The organism is Paraburkholderia sp. GAS334 (genome assembly GCF_050436625.1).
Lineage (GTDB): Bacteria > Pseudomonadota > Gammaproteobacteria > Burkholderiales > Burkholderiaceae > Paraburkholderia.
The window spans coordinates 323,949-342,867 of record NZ_JBNDMO010000005.1 but is presented as its reverse complement, the minus strand read 5'-3'; the positions used below and the strand labels follow the sequence as shown (position 1 = coordinate 342,867).

21 protein-coding genes are annotated in these 18,919 nt (G+C 63.7%); 11 read left to right on the top strand and 10 right to left on the bottom strand.

Annotated elements, in window-relative coordinates; genetic code table 11:
* Positions 1–17: 17 nt before the first annotated feature.
* Positions 18–206 carry a hypothetical protein gene (locus P3T21_RS12465; RefSeq protein WP_429256229.1) on the bottom strand — a complete coding sequence of 63 codons (189 nt, stop codon included), beginning with the start codon at positions 204–206 and terminating at the stop codon, positions 18–20.
* A complete protein-coding gene (locus tag P3T21_RS12460; RefSeq protein WP_429256228.1) occupies positions 199–1,131 on the bottom strand; it encodes a GlxA family transcriptional regulator in 933 nt (310 codons plus the stop codon). The genes P3T21_RS12465 and P3T21_RS12460 overlap by 8 nt, the downstream gene beginning before the upstream one ends.
* Before the next feature lie 192 nt (positions 1,132–1,323).
* Here P3T21_RS12460 and P3T21_RS12455 point away from each other — a divergent pair, with 192 nt between their 5' ends.
* The 7 genes from P3T21_RS12455 (at position 1,324) to P3T21_RS12425 (ending at position 6,533) form a co-directional block, all read left to right on the top strand.
* Positions 1,324–2,139 carry an SDR family NAD(P)-dependent oxidoreductase gene (locus tag P3T21_RS12455; protein ID WP_429256227.1) on the top strand — a complete coding sequence of 272 codons (816 nt, stop codon included), beginning with the start codon at positions 1,324–1,326 and terminating at the stop codon, positions 2,137–2,139.
* A gap of 183 nt (positions 2,140–2,322) precedes the next feature.
* Positions 2,323–3,087 (top strand): SDR family NAD(P)-dependent oxidoreductase, encoded by a 765-nt coding sequence (locus P3T21_RS12450; protein WP_429256226.1) that lies wholly within the window; start codon positions 2,323–2,325, stop codon positions 3,085–3,087.
* A 223-nt stretch (positions 3,088–3,310) separates the two neighbouring features.
* A complete protein-coding gene (locus P3T21_RS12445; protein ID WP_429256225.1) occupies positions 3,311–3,664 on the top strand; it encodes a YciI family protein in 354 nt (117 codons plus the stop codon).
* 139 nt (positions 3,665–3,803) lie between these two features.
* Positions 3,804–4,238, top strand: coding sequence for a YciI family protein (locus P3T21_RS12440; protein ID WP_429256224.1), 435 nt, complete (start codon positions 3,804–3,806; stop codon positions 4,236–4,238).
* A gap of 29 nt (positions 4,239–4,267) precedes the next feature.
* On the top strand, positions 4,268–4,675 hold the full coding sequence (locus P3T21_RS12435; protein WP_429256223.1) for a VOC family protein: 408 nt from the start codon (positions 4,268–4,270) through the stop codon (positions 4,673–4,675).
* Positions 4,676–4,683: 8 nt separating this feature from the next.
* The gene (locus P3T21_RS12430) at positions 4,684–5,964 is read left to right on the top strand and encodes an RNA polymerase sigma factor (protein WP_429256222.1); all 1,281 of its coding nucleotides are present in this window, start codon (positions 4,684–4,686) and stop codon (positions 5,962–5,964) included.
* Between the two features lie 158 nt (positions 5,965–6,122).
* Positions 6,123–6,533 (top strand): DUF4440 domain-containing protein, encoded by a 411-nt coding sequence (locus P3T21_RS12425; protein ID WP_429256221.1) that lies wholly within the window; start codon positions 6,123–6,125, stop codon positions 6,531–6,533.
* Here P3T21_RS12425 and P3T21_RS12420 read toward each other — a convergent pair.
* Complete coding sequence (locus P3T21_RS12420) at positions 6,521–7,489, bottom strand: LysR family transcriptional regulator (RefSeq protein ID WP_429256220.1); 969 nt, start codon at positions 7,487–7,489, stop codon at positions 6,521–6,523. The genes P3T21_RS12425 and P3T21_RS12420 overlap by 13 nt on opposite strands.
* A 235-nt stretch (positions 7,490–7,724) precedes the next feature.
* Between P3T21_RS12420 and P3T21_RS12415 the strand changes: the two genes are divergently transcribed.
* Positions 7,725–8,810 (top strand): NAD(P)H-dependent flavin oxidoreductase, encoded by a 1,086-nt coding sequence (locus tag P3T21_RS12415; protein WP_429256219.1) that lies wholly within the window; start codon positions 7,725–7,727, stop codon positions 8,808–8,810.
* 25 nt (positions 8,811–8,835) lie between these two features.
* Here P3T21_RS12415 and P3T21_RS12410 read toward each other — a convergent pair whose 3' ends face one another.
* The gene (locus P3T21_RS12410; RefSeq protein WP_429256218.1) at positions 8,836–9,438 is read right to left on the bottom strand and encodes a CGNR zinc finger domain-containing protein; all 603 of its coding nucleotides are present in this window, start codon (positions 9,436–9,438) and stop codon (positions 8,836–8,838) included.
* A gap of 130 nt (positions 9,439–9,568) precedes the next feature.
* Between P3T21_RS12410 and P3T21_RS12405 the strand changes: the two genes are divergently transcribed.
* Positions 9,569–10,474, top strand: a complete 906-nt coding sequence (locus P3T21_RS12405) for an alpha/beta fold hydrolase (RefSeq protein ID WP_429256217.1) — start codon at positions 9,569–9,571, stop codon at positions 10,472–10,474.
* 122 nt (positions 10,475–10,596) lie between these two features.
* Here P3T21_RS12405 and P3T21_RS12400 read toward each other — a convergent pair whose 3' ends face one another.
* Positions 10,597–11,253: a glutathione S-transferase family protein gene (locus P3T21_RS12400; RefSeq protein ID WP_429256216.1), complete on the bottom strand. Its 657-nt coding sequence runs from the start codon at positions 11,251–11,253 to the stop codon at positions 10,597–10,599.
* Positions 11,254–11,461: 208 nt separating this feature from the next.
* Here P3T21_RS12400 and P3T21_RS12395 point away from each other — a divergent pair, with 208 nt between their 5' ends.
* Complete coding sequence (locus P3T21_RS12395) at positions 11,462–12,874, top strand: polyhydroxyalkanoate depolymerase (RefSeq protein WP_429256215.1); 1,413 nt, start codon at positions 11,462–11,464, stop codon at positions 12,872–12,874.
* Positions 12,875–12,957: 83 nt separating this feature from the next.
* On the opposite strand, the gene P3T21_RS12390 is transcribed toward P3T21_RS12395, so the two are convergent.
* The 3 genes from P3T21_RS12390 to P3T21_RS12380 form a co-directional block, all read right to left on the bottom strand.
* Positions 12,958–13,392: a cupin domain-containing protein gene (locus tag P3T21_RS12390; protein ID WP_429256214.1), complete on the bottom strand. Its 435-nt coding sequence runs from the start codon at positions 13,390–13,392 to the stop codon at positions 12,958–12,960.
* A 108-nt stretch (positions 13,393–13,500) separates the two neighbouring features.
* Positions 13,501–13,785, bottom strand: a complete 285-nt coding sequence (locus P3T21_RS12385) for a hypothetical protein (RefSeq protein ID WP_429256213.1) — start codon at positions 13,783–13,785, stop codon at positions 13,501–13,503.
* A 234-nt stretch (positions 13,786–14,019) separates the two neighbouring features.
* Complete coding sequence (locus P3T21_RS12380) at positions 14,020–14,661, bottom strand: pyridoxamine 5'-phosphate oxidase family protein (protein WP_429256212.1); 642 nt, start codon at positions 14,659–14,661, stop codon at positions 14,020–14,022.
* Between the two features lie 99 nt (positions 14,662–14,760).
* Between P3T21_RS12380 and P3T21_RS12375 the strand changes: the two genes are divergently transcribed.
* Positions 14,761–16,236 carry a PLP-dependent aminotransferase family protein gene (locus P3T21_RS12375; protein ID WP_429256211.1) on the top strand — a complete coding sequence of 492 codons (1,476 nt, stop codon included), beginning with the start codon at positions 14,761–14,763 and terminating at the stop codon, positions 16,234–16,236.
* 33 nt (positions 16,237–16,269) lie between these two features.
* On the opposite strand, the gene P3T21_RS12370 is transcribed toward P3T21_RS12375, so the two are convergent.
* Both P3T21_RS12370 and P3T21_RS12365 read right to left on the bottom strand, forming a co-directional pair.
* Positions 16,270–17,103, bottom strand: a complete 834-nt coding sequence (locus P3T21_RS12370) for an AraC family transcriptional regulator (RefSeq protein ID WP_429256210.1) — start codon at positions 17,101–17,103, stop codon at positions 16,270–16,272.
* 138 nt (positions 17,104–17,241) lie between these two features.
* Positions 17,242–18,744 carry a DHA2 family efflux MFS transporter permease subunit gene (locus P3T21_RS12365; RefSeq protein WP_429256209.1) on the bottom strand — a complete coding sequence of 501 codons (1,503 nt, stop codon included), beginning with the start codon at positions 18,742–18,744 and terminating at the stop codon, positions 17,242–17,244.
* Between the last annotated feature and the right edge of the window lie 175 nt (positions 18,745–18,919).

Genomic DNA, 18,919 nt, shown 5'->3' with positions numbered 1-18,919 from the left:
CGGACAGGCGGGGGTAATCAGTCGATGGCGGCTTCGGCGAGAAGCCATTCCTTGACGGCGACAACCGCGGGCGGGAGGCCACGCGCGTCTTTGTGGACGACGTAGTACGCAAGCTCACAGCTTTGCGCATCGCAGAAAGGCCGCACGAGCCAGCCCGCTGCGAGATCGCCTGCGACCAGCACGCTCCGGCCCGGCTCTTCAGGCACGCGCCGCGCGCTTGATTGCCTGAGGCGGTTGACCGAACGCGCGCAGGAATGCCCGACGCATGCGCTCCGTATCCACGAACCCGGTCTCCGCAGCGACGGTTTCGAGCGAGTGACGCCCCGTTTCGATCATCGAGCGCGCCGCTTCGACGCGCAGGTTTTCGATGGCTTTCGCTGGCGACTGCCGCGTTTCGTCGCGAAATGCGCGACTGAACTGGCGCGGACTCAGATGCGCGACTTCCGCGAGCGTTTCGACCGAGAGACGCTCGCGCAGATGATCTTTCGCCCATGTCAGCGCCGTCTGGATGCGGTCGGAGCGCGGTTGAAGATCGAGCATGGCGGAATACTGCGACTGCCCACCCGTGCGACGGTGATAGACCACGAGCTTTTTGGCGATCGAACGCGACGCCTCGACGCCCAGATCGGCCTCGACGAGCGCCAGACACAGATCGATACAGGCAGTCATGCCCGCCGACGTCCACACCGAACCGTCGACGATGAAGATGCGGTCGTCGTCGACTTTCGTCTTTGGAAAACGGTGTTGCAGTTCGCGTGCGAAGCTCCAGTGCGTCGTGACGCGCTTGCCGTCGAGAATGCCGGCTTCGGCGAGCACAAACGCGCCGGTACAGATGCTCGTGGTGCGCCGGGATGCCGCCAGCGCGCGGTTCAGAAACGCGCACAGACCGGGCGAAGAAGGCTCGAGGAACATCGCGCCGGTGACGACGACCGTGTCGTACGACGGATCGTCGAACGCTTTCGATTCGACCTGCACGCCTGATGAACTACGCACCGGGCCGCCATGCTCCGAAATGACTTCGATCTCGTACGCCGGGCTATCCGCCCCGAGATTGGCGAGTTCGAACACCGACACGGCGACCATGTCGAGAATCTGGAATCCTGGAAAAACCACCACGCCGATTCGCTTCATTACACCACCCTCAGCAATGTCTCAAAACGAGGTAAATACGTCATTTGAGACACAAAGATACGCGCCTAGACTCTCCCATGTCAACACCGGAAGCCGCCCGACAAGGCGACCAACCGGGGCGATATTCCCTTATTGATCAACATGATGGGCGCCGCGCATGGATGAGTGCCGGCGCCTCAAGGAGAGATTCACATGGCAAAGTCATCGAACAAGGGCACGGCGCTGATCACGGGCGCATCGTCGGGGATTGGCGCGGTTTACGCGGATCGCCTCGCGCGCCGCGGCTACGACCTGATCCTGGTGGCGCGCGATACGCAACGCCTCGCGAACCTCGCGGACAAACTGTCGAAGGAAACCGGCCGCACGGTCGAAACACTCGCCGCCGACCTGACCGCGAATGCCGATCTACGCCGCATCGAGGCACGCCTGCGCTCCGACGCGGGCATCACGATGCTGGTCAATAACGCTGGCGTCGGCGCGACGTCCAAGCTGATCGATTCCGATCCGGACAGCCTCGAAAGCATGATCCAGCTGAATGTCGTCGCGCTGACGCGGCTGACTTCGGCGGCAGTGCCGGGTCTGGTCGCGCGCGGCAAGGGGATCGTGATCAACATTTCTTCGATCGTCGCGGTTTCGCCGGAGCTGCTGAACGGCGTGTATAGCGGCACGAAGTCGTTCGTGCTGAACCTGACGCAGTCGCTGCATCACGAAGTCAGCGGGCACGGCGTGCAGGTGCAGGCCGTTCTGCCGGGCGCGACCAGCACGGAATTCTGGGATCGCGCGGGGACACCGGTGTCGGCGCTGCCGGAGGCGTGGGTGATGTCGGCGGCCGATATGGTCGACGCCGCGCTCGCCGGTCTCGACCAGGGCGAACTCGTCACGATTCCGTCGTTGCCGGAGGCGGCCGACTGGCAAAAGGCCAACGACGCGCGCCTCGCGCTCGGGCCGAATCTGTCGCACAGCCGCCCGGCTGCGCGTTACGGCGTGGGTAAGGGCGTCGCGGCTTGAGCTTTGCTCTCGCGTATGACGAAAAACGGGCCTGCGATACACGCTGGCCCGTTTTCTGACGCGACATCACGTCGCGCAGTACCTGGGCAGGGAGCATTGCTTCGATCCGCTCGCGGCTTTTGTCCGCCTGTTCTCCCGGTGATCTATAAATAGATTTCATTCGTCATTTATAGGGGCCGTCAAATGGGCATGCTTCAGGACAAGATCGCACTGGTCGTAGGCGGAACATCGGGTATTGGCGCGGCTGCCGCGGCGCTGTTTGCGGACGAAGGCGCGGAAGTCGTCGTGGTTGGCCGCCGTCAGTCGGAAGGCGATGCGGTGGTCGCGCAGATTCGCGAGAAGGGCGGCCGTGCTTCGTTTATCGCCGCGGACGTTGCGGATGGCGCGAGCGTCGCCGCGATGACCGAAGAAGTGATGCGCCGTCACGGTCGCATCGACTGTGCGTTCAACAACTTCGGCATCAGCGCGGGACGCGGGCCGCTGGCGGAGCAGGACGAAGCAACGTGGGACCGCGTCATCGATATCAACCTGAAGGGCGGATTCAACGTCCTGAAGAGCCAGCTTCCGATCATGGCGCGTCAGGGCAGCGGCTCGATCGTGTTCACCTCATCGGTGCTCGCGGAAGTGTTCGTTCCGGGCCTGGCGATCTACAGCGCGAGCAAAGGCGGGTTGACCGCGCTCGCGCGCTCGGCTGCGATCGAAATGGCGTCGAAGGGCGTGCGCGTCAACGTCGTGAGCCCGGCCATCACGCGCACGCCGATGACGGAAGGTTCGTTCGTCAAGGGCGAGAGCGGCGAGAGCGAACATCCCCTTACGTCGATGCATCCGCTTGGGCGGGTCGCGGAACCGGAGGAAGTCGCGCAGGCCGCGCTGTTTCTGTTGTCAGACCGCGCGTCGTTTATCACGGGACAGGTGTTGAGCGTCGATGGCGGACTGACGTCGCAGTAATTCCGCCGCGTGAAACCCCGCTGACGCTAACGCTAACGCCATCACGAAGTCACGCCGTTAGCGGGGTACTCCCTTCATTGCTGGCGCGCAGTGCTCGTGCAGTCGCGCATAACACTTTTGCGCGCCTCCCCTTCGCTTGCTAGACTGCCTTCGCACATCGTCCGGGCGATTCATCGCCGGTCGCATCGACGCATACCGCGTCGCATGAATTTGCGGAGGCTCCATGTCTTACATGTTGCTCATCGTCGAGCCCATCGAACAGCGCCAACAGCGCACGCTCGAACAGGGCCACGAAGTCTATGACCAGATGGTGCGTTTCGCCGAAGACCTCAAGTCGCGCGGCGTGCTGCGCGGCGTCGAATCGCTGAACTCACAGGCGAAAGGCGCACGTGTCCAGGTGCGCAACGGTCAGAGCAAGGTCATCGATGGTCCGTTCGCCGAGGCGAAGGAAATGATCGGCGGCTTTTTCATCATCGACTGCGAGACGTTGAAGGAAGCCGTCGCGATTGCCGGGGAATGTCCGGCGGCATCCTGGTCCACGATCGAAGTCCGCAAGGTCGGCCCCTGCTGGGACTAAAGCCTTCGCGCGTCCATCTTCGCGGCCAAGGGAATTCCCTGGTGCGGTCATTCGCGTGTCGATCCTGCCCCGCGTGGTTCGTCGTGCATGCAGAAGCCGAAAAACGAACGGCTTTTCTGACCAGCCAGGGAGAACTGCGATGCGATTCATGATCATTGTGAAGGCGACGGCGACGTCGGAAGCTGGCGTCATGCCTGACGACGACACCGTGCTGAACGCCATGGGGACGTACCACGAAGAACTCGCGAAAGCGGGCGTGCTGCTCGATGCGAACGGCCTGCGACCGACGTCGAAAGGCTGGCGCATCAAATATTCCGGCGGCAAGCGCGCCGTGATCGACGGCCCGTTCGCGGAGACGAAGGAACTGATCGCGGGCTATACGCTGATCCAGGCGCGTTCCCGCGAAGAAGCGATGGAATGGGCGCGCCGCTTCCCCGCGCCGTTCGGCGAAGACGCCGACGGCGAGATCGAGGTGCGCGAGCTCTACGAGGCGGAAGACTTCGAACCCGACGGAATGCTCGGACGGACCCGCAAACCGCAGGCGCAGAAGCAGAAGCAGAAGCAGAAGCAGTAATACACACACAACCTTTAATGAGATCCCTCATGCATAAACAGATCTTCGTGAATCTGCCCGTCGACGACCTGCCGAAATCGATGGCGTTTTTCAGCGCGCTGGGCTTGAACTTCAACAAGCAGTTCACCAACGATTCAGGGGCCTGCCTCGTGATTGGCGAAAACATCCACGCGATGCTTCTCGTCAAACCCTTCTTCAAGGGCTTCACAGGCAAGCCGATCGCCGACGCGAAAGCGACGACCGAATGCCTGGTGTGCCTCTCGTGCGAAAGCCGCGCGGAGGTCGACGCACTGGTCGCCAAAGCGGTCGCCGCCGGCGGCACGGCGCCGCGTGCGCCGCAGGATCATGGCTTCATGTACGGCCACGGCTTTGAGGACCTCGACGGCCACATCTGGGAACTGGTGTACATGGACCCGAACGCGGCGGGCGCGCCCTGAGGCCCGTCGTGACGTCGACGGATACGCATCGGGCCATCGAGGCGGTCTGGCGGATCGAATCCGCCAAGGTCATCGCCCACGTCGCGCGCATGGTGCGCGACGTGGGCCGCGCCGAAGAGCTCGCGCAGGACGCGCTCATCGCCGCGCTCGAACACTGGCCTGACGCGGGGGTGCCGGCCAACCCGGGAGCCTGGCTGATGGCGACAGCGAAGAATCGCGCGCTCGACTGGCTACGTCAGCAGGCGCTGCACGCGCGCAAGCACGAAGAACTCGGGCGTGACATGGACGCGCTGGAGACGCATGTTGTGCCCGATTTCGTCGACGGACTCGATGCCGCGCGCGAAGACGATATCGGCGACGACCTGTTGCGGCTCGTTTTCACGGCGTGTCATCCGGTGCTTTCGACCGACGCGCGCGTTGCGCTGACGCTGCGTCTGCTCGGCGGCCTGACCACAGATGAAATCGCGCGCGGGTTTCTCGTGCCTGAGCCGACCATCGCGCAGCGCATCGTGCGCGCCAAGCGCACGCTCGCGGCGGCGCACGTGCCGTTCGAAGTGCCGCAGGCTGACGCACGGGCGGTGCGGCTCGATTCGGTGCTCGAAGTGATCTACCTGATTTTCAACGAGGGCTATTCGGCCACGGCCGGCGACGACTGGACGCGCCCCGCGCTCACCGACGAAGCGCTGCGGCTCGGCCGTGTACTCGAAGGACTGACGCCGGGTGAGAGCGAAGTGCATGGTCTCGTCGCGCTGATTGAAATCCAGGCGTCGCGCATGCACGCGCGAACGGACGCGGCAGGCCGTCCCGTGTTGCTTCTCGACCAGGATCGCAGCCGCTGGGATCCGCTCCTGATCCGTCGCGGGCTCGCGGCGCTCGACCGATCGCTCTCGCTGGGCGGCGCGAGCGGACCGTACACGTTGCAGGCCGCGCTCGCCGCGTGCCACGCGCGCGCTCGCACCGCTGCCGAAACCGACTGGTCGCACATCGTCGCGCTCTACGATGCACTCGCGGAGGTGTCGCCTTCGCCGGTTGTCGAATTGAATCGCGCGGTCGCAATCGGCATGGCGTTCGGTCCGCAGGAAGCACTGCCCATCGTGGATGCGTTAGGCGACGAAGGCGCGCTCGCGAACTATCACTGGCTGCCGAGCGTGCGCGGCGATCTGCTCGCCAAGCTCGGTCGTCAGGAAGAGGCGCGCGTCGAGTTCGAGCGTGCAGCCGCGATGACGCGAAACGCGCGCGAGCGTGAGTTGCTGCTGGAGCGTGCGGCTGCGATGGGCAAGCGCAGCTGAGCATTGGCCCTGCAATGGCGCAATGACGTCATGGCGTCATGCGCGGCGCGTGTTACCGGCGCCCGGCCGACCCGCGTGAGACGCAGGCGCTGCCGCACTGCTGCGCACATCCGCCTGACCGTGACATACTCTGGAAGACTGTTGCCGGAGTTTCTGACATGACGCATGCCTCCTGCGAACCCGCCCGCATCACCGAACCGGACCTCATCGCCATTCGCGACGACCTGGCGAGTCGTGAGCCGATTTTTCATCGTCCGGAGTGGGGCAGTACGCGTGCGGACTTCGAGCGGATGATCGCTGACGGCTTCTGGGAAACGGGCGCGTCGGGCCGGCGTTACAGCCGCGCGTTCGTGCTCGACGAACTCGAACGCCGCTATGCGTCGCCGCCACTCGATGACGACTGGGAGAGCTGCGACTTCCATTGCCAGCGTCTCGCCGCCGACATTTATCTGTTGACCTATTCGTTGCGTCAAGGCGCACGCGAGACAAGGCGTTCAACGATCTGGCAGCGCGCCGGATCCGACTGGAAGATCGTTTTCCATCAAGGCACAATCGTTCAGGACGCCTGACGCGTGCCTTGAGGATTGCGCTGCAGCAGGCCTCGGTGCGCGAGCTTCTCAACCAGAAAATCGACGAAACTACGCACCCGCAGCGACAGATGCCGTCCGTGGGGATACAGCAGCACGAACGGCCTCGATGTGCCGCCGAACGCCGATAGCACTTCCACCAGCGAACCTTCGCGCAGATCGCGCTCCACCACGAAGCGGTACGTCTGAAACAGGCCGGCGCCGGCACGCGCTAGCGTCACACCACCCAGCACGTCACCGCCGCTCGAATAACCGCCCTCGGTTGGGCGTTCGACCATCTGGCCTGTCTCGCGATCGGTGAAAAGCCACGGGATGCGGCGTCCGCTACTTGGCAGATCGAACTGGACGCAGTCGTGTTGCGTGAGGTCGTCGGGCGAGGCGGGCGTGCCCGCGCGCGCCAGATAGCCCGGCGTTGCGACCACGACCAGTTCCGCGTCTTCCAGCTTGCGCGCGATGAGATTGGATTCGTCGGGCGCGCGTCCGCGAATCGCGAGGTCGTAGCTTTCCTCGGCGAAATCGATGTTGCGGTTGCTGATGTGCACGTCGACCTGGATCTGCGGATGGCGGGCCCGAAACTCCGGCAGCAGTGGCAGCACGCGGTAATGCGCATACGGTGTCGGCATGCTGATGCGCAGCTTGCCGGCGGGCGCGGACTGCTCGCCGGTCGCCTGCCGCTCGGCGTCGACGAGTTGCGCCAGCGCGTCGCGACACTGCTCGAAATACGTGCGACCGGCGTCCGTCAGACGAATCTGCCGCGTCGTTCGCACGAACAGCCGCACGCCCATCCGCTCTTCCAGACGCGATACCGAACGGCTCACCGCAGCGGGTGTCACGCCCGCCGCATTAGCTGCCGCTGTGAAGCTCGCCAGCTCAGCCGCCCGACAGAACAGCTCGATGCTGCCCAGCAGAAGGTCGTCGAATTGCCGTTTCGTATTCATTACACGATGTATGAACAAATTTTCCAATTGCCGGATTTATCGCTGAGAGCGACATAAGTATAGTGGTTCGTGCGGGAGCCTGAACACACGTCCGGTTCCTTGCAGCAAGTGCCGCCCGGCGCTTCCTGCAATCGCGTTTTATCTTTGCCGCCGAAACCATGACGACGGCGCGCGCCAGACAGAGAGCGGCCGCGCGCTGATACAGGGATAATCGGTCTAAATAAAGGAGCCGATGATGAACCCGTCCAACACTTCCACGACGCTGCTGGCGAAGCTCGGCATCAGCGTGCCGATCATCCAGGCGCCGATGGCGGGCGTGAGCACGCCCGCGCTGGCCGCGGCGGTGTCGAATGCGGGCGGACTGGGCTCGCTCGGCGTCGGCGCGACGACGGTCGAAGGCGCGCGCGCGATGATTCGCGAGACGCGCGCGCTGACCAGCAAGCCGTTCAACATCAATCTGTTCGTGCATGCGGCCGCCACCGCCGACCCGGAACGCGAAGCGCGCTGGCTCGCCTATCTGGCACCGGAGTTCGCACGTTTCGGCGCCGAGCCGCCGAAGGCGCTGCGCGAAATCTACAAAAGCGCGGTCGACGACGACGCCATGCTGGCGATGCTCGTCGAAGAGCGTCCGGCGGTTGTGAGCTTTCACTTTGGCCTGCCGAAGCCGCACATCATCGAAGGTCTGCACGACGCGGGCATCGTCCTGCTGGCAAACGCGACGAATCCGGATGAAGCAGCACAAATCGAGCGGGCGGGCATCGACGCGATCGTGGCGCAGGGCATCGAGGCTGGCGGCCATCGCGGCATGTTCGATCCCGAACAGCCCGACGAAGCGCTCGGTACGCTCGCGCTGGTACGCGTTCTGGTCCGGCAAACGAGCCTGCCAGTGATTGCAGCGGGCGGCATCATGGATGGCGCGGGCATCGCGGCCATGCTCGCGCTCGGCGCGCAGGCGGTGCAGCTTGGAACGGCTTTCGTCGCGTCACCGGAATCGGCTGCGGATGCGGCTTATCGTCAGGCGATCGTTGATCCGGCGGTCCGGACGACATTGATCACATCCATTTCCGGCCGGCCGGCGCGGGGAATCCAGAACCGCATCGCCGAACTGGGACGTGCTGCGGGGCGCCCACCGTTCCCCGATTACCCTATCGCCTATGATGCCGGCAAGGCTCTGCACGCCGCGGCCAAAGCGCAGGGCAATCACGAATACGCGGCGCATTGGGCGGGTCAGGCGGTGCGTTTGTCGCGCGCGATGCCGGCGGCTGAACTGGTGGCGACTTTAGTGCGTGAGACGGCAGAAGCGTTTGAGGCGGCCGCTTAGGGCAGCCCGTTCGGGCCGCGTCAGCTTACTGCTCCTGCCGACGGCGAAACTGCGCAACCTTGTGCCGGTTGCCGCACATCGCCATGCTGCACCAGCGCCGCCGGTGCGACTTGGTGCGGTCATAGAAGTGCAGCACGCAATCCGGGTGCTCGCACTTGCGCACGAGGCTAAAGTCGCCCGTTGCAAGCAGTTCCGCCGCCGATTCCGCGAGCGGTATCAATACCTGTTCCGCCGAACGCGCCTCGTATCGGCGACTGATCTGAACGCTCCCGTCCGTCGCGGCTACCAGCTGCGTCTGGTAGTGCCCGTGCGCCAGAAAGTCATTCAGCGCAGCGATTTCCACGGTTTCCTCTGCTTTGCGCTGGGCCAGCAGCGTGCGGACGAGCTCGCGCAATCCGCGCGCCGCGTCGCGTAACGCAAGCGGCTTGAGCGCGGGCGCTTCGCCAGGCACCACCAGATTCATTTCGCCCAGCCAGTTCAGCACGTCCTCGTCCGTCTGCCAGAAGTCGACCATCTGGTCATCGACCACGGCGACCGTGTTGAGCATATCGAGCGCGGGGTGATCGCCGACGAACGACGGCCGGGCACCGGGTGCAGGCGCGAAAGTGTGTGTATGAGCAGAGAGCATGACAGTTCCTGATTCAGTGTTTCTACTGTAACCGTTAAAAATAAGTTTGACAAGTTACGTCGCCGGGCTATGATGTAACCGTTGTACCTAGTTTTTAGCGGTTTCAAACGATCCCTGTCAGGAGAACCTCATGTCTGATGCTTCATCGGCGCAAGCCACTGTTCCTTCGATTCCCCGCATGGCGCTCAAGCGCGTCGAAGCTGACGGCGTCAGTGTTTTCTATCGCGAAGCGGGGCCGGTCGATGCGCCGGTGATTCTGCTGTTGCATGGCTATCCTTCGTCATCGCATATGTACCGCGATCTGATTCCGCGTCTTGCCGCGCAATATCGCGTGATCGCGCCGGATCTGCCGGGCTTCGGTTTCACGACGGTGCCGGCCGGGCGCGAGTACGTCTACACGTTCGACGGTCTGGCGCAAACGGTACGGGCGTTTGTGGATGCGCTCGATCTCCAGCGCTACGCACTGTACGTATTCGACTACGGCGCGCCGGTTGGCTTTCGTCTGGCGCTGGCGTATCCGGATCGCGTGTCGGCACTCGTTTCGCAGAACGGCAACGCGTACGAAGAAGGCCTGGGCGATGCATGGGATCCAATCCGCCGCTACTGGGCCGAGCCGAGCGAAGCCAACCGCAATGTGATCCGCGATGCTGTGCTGACACTCGAAGGCACGCGCTGGCAATACACGCACGGCGTGAAGAATCCGGACGACGTCGCGCCCGAGTCGTACACGCTGGATCAGGCGCTGCTGGAGCGTCCAGGCAACAAGGACATCCAGCTCGACCTCTTCCTGGACTACGCTTCAAACGTGAAGATGTATCCGGAATTCCAGGCGTTCTTCCGCGACTTCAAGCCGCCGACGCTCGCGATCTGGGGCAAGCACGACCCGTTCTTCATTCCGCCGGGCGCCGAAGCGTACCGTCGCGACAACCCCAATGCGACTGTCGAGTTTCTGGATACGGGTCACTTCGCGCTGGAAACGCACGTGGATGAAATTGCGGCAGGGATTCACCGGCTGATGCGTTCAGCGCAGGTGTAAGCGGTCGGTGTAGGGGCGATGGCGGCCGTCGCGGTCGCCATCGGCGTGATGTGCTTTATCTCAACGCACGCGAGATTCCGGCCACAGCGCCAGTCTGAAGCGAAGGACGAGGTTCGGAAGTCTCAGAACTCCACATCCAGTTCGTCGATTTCCTCGACTTCCTTCTGCGCGTCGGCGATCCATTCCTGCATCTCGGGCAGCGCGAGTATCGCCTGCCCATACGCGACGATATCCGGATCGAGCTTCACGTCGTACGTGACGAAGCGCGTCACGACCGGCGCATACATCGCATCGGCGACCGTCGGCTTTGCGCCGAACAGAAACGGCCCGCCATATTGCGCGAGACACTCGCGCCAGATCGCGACGATCCGTTCGATATCGGATTGCGCGCGCGCCCACACCTTGAAATCAGGAAAATGCGCTTTCAGGTTCATTGGCAACGCGGAACGCAGTGAACTGAAGCCTGAATGCATTTCGCCGCAGATCGAACGGCAATGCGCACGCTCGCGGCGGCCGTCGGGCAGCAGGCCCGCGTCGGGACGAATCTCATGAAGATATTCGGCGATGGCGAGCGTGTCCCAGATGCGGATGCCGTCGTGAAGCAGGCATGGCACGAGAATGGAAGGCGACAGCAGCAACAGTTCCGCGCGCGCGCCGGGATCGTCGATTGGCATCACGATTTCTTCGAACGGAAGCCCGCTCAGCTTCACGAGCAGCCACCCGCGCAGCGACCACGAAGAATAGTTCTTGCTGCTGATGGTTAGCGTGGTGTTGGCCATACGTATCTCCTCAACCGATGCGCGGTGCTGTCTGCCATGCACGTTATCGTGCGCGGCGCGCACCAGATCACGGCAAAACGTGCGCCCTGCGCGAAAGCGCGCAAGTGCCATGCCAACCGCTGGTGCCTTCGGGGGCCCATGCTGCCGCCTGGCATACGTATTGCCTCATTACAGTCATCACTTTTTTAGAGCATCCGTGCGAAGGGCCATGAATCCGCTGTCCTACCCCGCCTACCAGGCCTTCGCCAACATGATGCAGCCGTTTCGCCACGGCGCATCGCTGGTTAACAGCACGCTTAACCTGTGGCCAGAAATGGGCGAGACGCCCCACGGCCGGTCGCTTCGCGCCACATGCGAGCTGATTGCGCTGTCGGGTCTCACGCATCAACGGCCGCCATTCGATATTGATTCGATTGAAGTGGATGGTAAAGCCGTTGCCGTCGTCGAGGAAGTCTCCGCAGCGACGCCGTTCTGCTCGCTGCTGCACTTCCGCAAGGACCACGCGCCCGCGCAGCCGCAACCGCGCGTGCTGGTGATTGCGCCGATGTCGGGACACTTTGCGACGTTGCTACGCGACACGGTCCACACGATGCTCGCCGAGCACGACGTCTACATCACCGACTGGCACAACCCGCGCGACGTCCCGCTTTCGCAGGGCCGCTTCGGCTTCGACGAGTTCGTGCAGACGGTCATCGACTTCACCGAAGCCATCGGTCAGGGCACGCACCTGCTGGCCGTGTGCCAGCCGACGGTCGCGGCGCTGGCCGCCGTGGCGCTGATGGCCGCCGACAATCACCCTGCACAGCCCGCCAGCATGACGCTGATGGCGGGCCCGATCGATACACGCATCAACCCGACGCGCGTGAACGAGCTGGCGAAGAGCAAACCGATCGAGTGGTTCGAGCAGAACCTGATCAGCGCCGTGCCGTTCGGTTTTGCAGGCGCAAGCCGGCGTGTCTATCCGGGTTTCGTGCAGCTGAACGCGTTCATGGCGATGAATCTTCAGCGCCATATGGACTCGTTCGCGACGATGCACTACGAGCGTGCGAAAGGCGATCCAATGAAAGCCGACGCAATCCAGATCTTCTACGAAGAATATTTCGCGACGATGGATCTGACCGCGGATTTCTACCTGGAAACCGTCGATACCGTGTTCCAGAAACATGCGTTGCCGCTGCATGCGCTGGAAGTGCGCGGACGACGCGTCGATACGTCGGCGATCCGTCGCACGGCGCTGATGACGGTCGAAGGGGAAAAGGACGATATCTGCGCGGTCGGCCAGACGCTGGCGGCGCAGGATCTGTGCGACAAGCTGCGGCCGTATCTGAAGACGCATCACGTGCAGACGGGCGTCGGACACTACGGCGTGTTCAATGGCAAGCGCTGGGAACGGCACATCTATCCGCGCGTGCGCAGCATGATTCAGGACAATGAGCCGCGTGCGGTCGTCGTGAGCCCCCGCGCGCAACCGATCCAGCTGGCGGCTTCGTCGCTGGTCAATCCGCCGCCGGGGTCGGCGCCCGCCGCGCCCGCCGCGCCCGCCGCGCCCGCCACCGATGAAGAAGCGGACGTCATGACGAACGTCGTGCCGTTACGGCGTAATTCGGCTTCCTCGCATTAGGCCGGACGATCGCGTGGGTTGAGCGTCTGGCTTAACGCGAACGCGCGCGCGTCGATGAGATCGCGCGCGGTTCGCCAGCGTCTTTACGTCACTTCGCTTTTCCACGGCGTGACCGCCGGCACCTCACACGGCCCTTCAGCATCGATCGACTTGAAGTCGGCGGGAGAGACGATCTCCAGATACTCCATATCTTCGGAATAATCGAACAGGTAGTGGATGATGCCTGGCGCCTGATGCACGCAGTCGCCGGCGGCGACGAGCGTTTCCTTGTCGCCGTACATGAAGCGCGCCCAGCCCTTCAGCATGATCACGATGTGGAAGTCGGCCTCATGACGGTGCCAGCCGGTGCCTGCTGCTGGTGCCATGTTCGCCTTGACGAGCTGCGCGAGCACCTTGCCGCCCGTCGCCTTCGCGATGCCGAGATCGCGATACAGAAAGAAGTCGCGCAAGCCCTGGTCCTCCCAGGCGGTGTCCTGCGGACGGACATGCGAAAACTCAGTGGCGAGTCCGGTAGTCATAAGCGCGCTCCAGAATGATGAACGGTCCAGGGAAAACAACACGCGGATCGTCTTTCCAAGCATCAAGCATTCCAGGCGTTCCGCTCTGCAGGGTGCAGCCGTCACGGGTCATGCGTCTTTTGCGACCAGCGTCCAGTTCAGACGAAAACGCGGATGCACGCTGCGCTCGCCGAGACGTTCGACGAACAGCGCTAGCGCACCGTCAAGTTGCGCGAGCGCGTTCGCCGCCGCGGGATCGATCGAAGACAAAAGATGCTGCATGGACGTGCTTTCGGCGGCCGCGCCTGCCAGCAAAGCCGGGTTGGCGACGCTGTATTGTGCGATCAGCGTGTCGACCCCGGCCAGTATCGATGTTGCCAGATCGTGGCCGAAAACGACAGAAGAAGACGGCAATGCGGTGCGTGTTTGCCCAATCGGGTGACTGGGCGCACGGGTCCAGTGCAGGCAGGCGAGCAGCGATCCGCTCGCCAGTTCGAGGCTGGGATTCCATACGAAAACGCGGCGAGGCGGGCGGCCAGCGTCGCGCCGGATTCCTGCGTGCGAGCTGCGATGACGCGTCGATCGGCGCGGGAGCGCATATTGCCGACGAAGCGACGCCGGGACACCGCGACCACGTCGTGTCGTGGTTCAACCCCGGTTCGCGACGTAGTCGGGCGTGTGATCGTACTCGGCGTCGGGCACGGCCGGGCGCGGCGCGAGTTCGAGCGGCAGTACGCCAGCCCAGACAGGCAGGCTCATGTCTTCCTCGTCGTCCTTCGGGCCGCCCGTGCGGATCTTGCAGGCGTACTCATCGAGCGCGATCCTCAGCACGGTCGTGGCGGCCAGTTCCTTCGAATTCGCGCGCCGCGCTTCGCGGGAACGGCCACGCGCGATGGTTTCCACGAAGGCGTCGAGGACCGCGGGCTTATGTTCGTCGGGAACCCGCTCGCAGACGCCGTAAATGACCGCCGAGCGGTAATTCATCGAATGATGGAACGCCGAGCGCGCCAGCACGAGACCGTCGAGATGCGTGATCGTGACGCAGATCTGCGCGCCCGACGCCGCCTGCCTGATAAGACGGCTGCCGTTCGAGCCGTGGATGTACAGATGATCCCCTTCGCGCCAGCAGGCCGTCGGAATGCAGTGCACGCCACGTTCGTCTGTGAACGCGACGTGGCAGATGTGCGCGGCGTCGACGATCGCATTGAGCGTCTCACGCTCATACCCGGCGCGTTCAGCGACGCGGCGCACGCGGGTGCGCTCGCTTGGGGCGGTGGCCTTCATGTCCATCTGCAGGGTTCCTTTTGTGTGGGGTCTGCTGGCAGAATAGGGTTTTCGTGGCTCTACGTGTAGACCCACCAAGCACTCAAACTCTGGAGCCACGGTTCAATGGATTTTGGATTGCTTCTGTCCGCGTACGCGCGACAGCAGAACGACCGCAAGCTGCCGCGCCAGCGGATGCTCTACGAAGCGTTGCGCAGCGCGATCCTTGACGGCACGATCGCGCAGGGCACGCGGCTCGTCGCGACGCGCGTGCTGGCTGAAGAACTCGGCATCGCGCGCAACTCCGTGCTGTATGCGTACGAGCGGCTTGCCGCCGAGGGCTTTCTCGAAGCCGACCGGCACGGTTCGGTGGTGGCGCACCTGGGTTTGCAGCAGCAGTCGTCCATGTGTGCGGCCGCTCCGCTGCCCGCTACGTTGTCGAAACGCGTGGCGGGGTTGAGCAACGATCGGGATGCGTTGAAGGAGCTCGTCGCATTTCGCCCCGGGCTTCCGGCGCTCGATGAATTCCCGCTCGCGCAATGGCGTGCCGCCATGGAGCGCGCGTGGCGTGGCATCGATGCATCGGATCTCGGCTATGGTGGAAGTCACGGGCATCCGTGGTTGCGCCGCGCGATTGCGGACTATCTGAAGGTGTCGCGCGGTGTGCGTTGCGATCTCGAGCAGGTGTTCATCACCGATGGCACGCAGACGAGTTTCGACGTCGCCGCACGCGTGCTCGCAGACCCGGGCGATATCGCGTGGATCGAAAACCCCGGCTACAACGGCGCGCGCGCCGCGCTTCAGGCGGCCGGCCTGCGCGTCGTGCCGATTCCCGTGGATGCGCACGGCATCGCGCCGACGCCGGCTCACTGGCAACAGTCGCCGCCGAAGCTGATCTACATCACGCCGTCGCACCAGTATCCCCTTGGCAGCGTGCTGAGCCTGGAGCGGCGCGTTGCGTTGATCGACGCGGCGCGCGCACATGGTACATGGATCATCGAAGACGACTACGACAGCGAGTTCCGGCACGAGGGACCGCCGCTGTCGGCGGTGCAGGGGCTCGCGGCCGATACGCCCGTGGTGTACGTCGGCACGTTCAGCAAGACGCTGTTTCCCGCGCTCAGGCTCGGCTTCATGGTTGTGCCTGCACAACTGGCGGATGCTATTTCGCTGACGATGGGCGAAATCTCGCGGCGCGGGCGCGTGGCGGATCAGGTCGCATTAGCGGACTTCATCGATCGCGGCATGTACAGCCGTCACCTGCGACGCATGCGAAGGCTCTATTCGGCACGACGTGAGGCACTGCTCGAAGCGATCGAGTGTCATTTGCGCGGTATCGTGACGGTGTCGGGTGGCGCGGGTGGCATGCATCTCACCGCGCGGCTTGACGTGCCGCTTTCCGATGTCGAAGTCGGCAAGGCGGCGCTCGTCAGGCGCATCGTCGTGCCGCCGGTCAGCGGTTATTGCCTGCCGGCGCCGGGTGCGGAGCGTTACAACGGGTTTGTGCTCGGTTACGCGGGTGTGCCGGCTGATGAGATCGATGGCCTCGTCGCGCAGGTGGCGAACGTGATCGAGACGATGCTGTCAGCGCGCGAATCGTAGCGATCCGCGCGCCATGCCCTCAGCCGCGATGGATCACGACTTCAGCGGAACCCAGAGTTCGACGCCGCCCATGCCCGTCGTCGGGTTGAACTGCTCGCTATAGCACTCGAACACGGGTGCATCGGCGACCTGGTGTCCGGACTCCGGCAGCCATTTGTTCCAGATCGTATTCCATGTGCGGCGGATCGCTGAGATGTGATCGCGATGCGTGAATATGGCGTAGCGCTGTTCGCCGATTCGCACACGCGCCAGATCCGCCGGCAGCGATGAAAAGTCCGTGACTTCGACGCCGCACAGATAGTCGAAATTGCCGGCGTCGTCGTTGTTGAAGCAGACGCCGTACGCGATCTGTCCGACCTGTCCCGGCACCTTGCCGATGCGTGGACCGAAGCGCTGCCATTGCGCGGGAATGCCTTCGCTGTGTTCGAAGTGATACCGCTCGCTCAGGCCCGCGACAAGCAGCGGTTTGCCGGTTTCGATGCGCGGCGGCGCGAGGTCTTCGAGAAAGGATTCGTTCATTTTGATGGGCTCCACGAGTTCGATGTTGCACACGTTGCCTTGCGTACGGACCGCTTCGGGCGTGACGCCGAACTGGTCGCGAAACGCGCGGGTGAATGCCTCGTGAGAGCCGTATCCTGCATCGACGGCTACCGCCAGGATATCGGGCGCGCCATTCGCCAGCGCGCGCGCCGCTTCCGACAGACGACGGCCGCGCACATAGCGCATCACCGCGCGACCTGTCGCGGCTTCGAACGCGCGCGACAGATGGAAGCGCGTGACGCAGCCACTCGTCGCGATATCGTCGAGCGTGATGTCGCTTGCGAAGTGACTTTCGATAAACCAGAGTGCTTTTCCGACGGGGTTCATGCCAGCTCTCATGTCAGCATGGAACCAGCATAGCCGTGGCGAATGCGGCGCATTTGATCGCGCTTGCGCACATCGTCCGCGCGCTCGGACGGGGCAACGTCATTGCTTTCATGGCCCATGATGACGTCTCCCAATGGTTCAACTGCTGCGGGCTGTGGCTCCGCTGCCAGGGCGTTTTGCAGTGCCGTGCAGGTTCCCAGCTTCGCCGTGCGGGGAGGGTAAGGGCGCGGGCGAGGATGCGCGTGCGCGCAGGAATGCTGCGCCCGCGAGACTCGCGACCGCTGCGAAGATTGCCCCAGCCAGGAACGCAACGTGATAGCCGGCGTTGAGCGCGACGGGCGCCGGTGCGCCGCGCGCAAGAAGCTGGTCGCTGCGCGCGGCGGCGAGGCTCGCCAGAATCGCGAGACCGAGTGCACCGCCCATCATGAACGCCGTGTTGACGATGCCTGACGCGAGCCCGGAATCTTCCGGCTTCACGTCGCTCATTGCGGCGAGCAGCAGCGGATTGAACGCGATACCTGCGCCGAAGCCGAGCAGCAGCATGCCGGGCAGCACGTCGATCGTGAAGTGACCATCCACCGGCGCGCGCGCGAAAAGCGCGAGTCCGCACGCCGCGATCAGGAGGCCAACGGCCAGCGGCAATCGCAAACCGAAGCGCATCACGAGCCGCGCAGAGAGCCCAAGCGAGAAGAACGCCATGATCAGGTTCGCGGGCAGAAACGCGAGACCGACCTGCATCGGCTGGTAGCTGAGCACGCGCTGCAGATAGAGCGCAGAGATGAAGAACCACGCGAACATCGCAGCTGCCCACAGCACCCCGACGACATTCGCTGTCGCGACATTGCGCAGTGTGAAGAGGCCGAGCGGCATCAACGGATGACGCACGCGCGATTCGATCCACAGAAAGACTACGAGCAGTGCGGTGGCAATGGCAAGAAGGCCAAGCGTGGTGAGAGACGTCCAGCCGGCCTCGTTGCCGTTGACGATCGCATAGACCGCCAGCATCAGCGATGCCGTGACGCTGGCCGCACCCGCGACATCGAGCTTGCCTGCCTCCTGCTTGCCACGCCCTGCTGGCAATAGCGCGAGACACAGTGCATAGACAGCGATGCCGATCGGCAGATTCACGAGGAAAATCCAGTGCCAGCTGAGCACATTGGTGAGTAGCCCGCCGAGCAGCACGCCGATACTGCCGCCGCCCGCGCACACGAAACCGTAGACGCCCATCGCTTTTGCACGCTCGCCCGTTTCGGTAAACAGATTCATGATGAGCGAGAGCGAAACCGCCGATACGACAGCGCCGCCCAGACCCTGAACGGCCCGCGCGCACACGAGCAGAACCTGCGTAGTCGAAATGCCGCAGGCGAGTGATGCGACCGTGAAGAGGGCGATACCGGCAAGGAACAGCCGCCGGTGCCCGAAGAGATCGCCGAGACGCCCGCCCAGCAGCAGAAACCCGCCAAAGGTCAGCATGTATGCGTTGACGACCCACACGAGCGAGGTCTCTGAGAAGCCGAGGTCCGCCGCAATCGACGGCAGCGCGACGTTCACGATTGTCGTGTCGAGGACGATCATCAGCACGCCCATGCACAGGACGATCAGCGCGAGCCAGCGTTTGTTCCCTTCGATGTGGTGCGTCATGCGTGGGTCTCCGTTACGTTCGCTGCGCGCGAACAGAGGGGCCAGTCCCTCATCATCCCGCTTGGGTCGAACTCGAAGTTTAGTACGAGACGGCAGGTTGGGAGCGTGGCCGCGGAGATCACATCATAAGGGCGTCCCGTGGAGATGGGGTCATGGCGGAACACTCCAGCAAAGA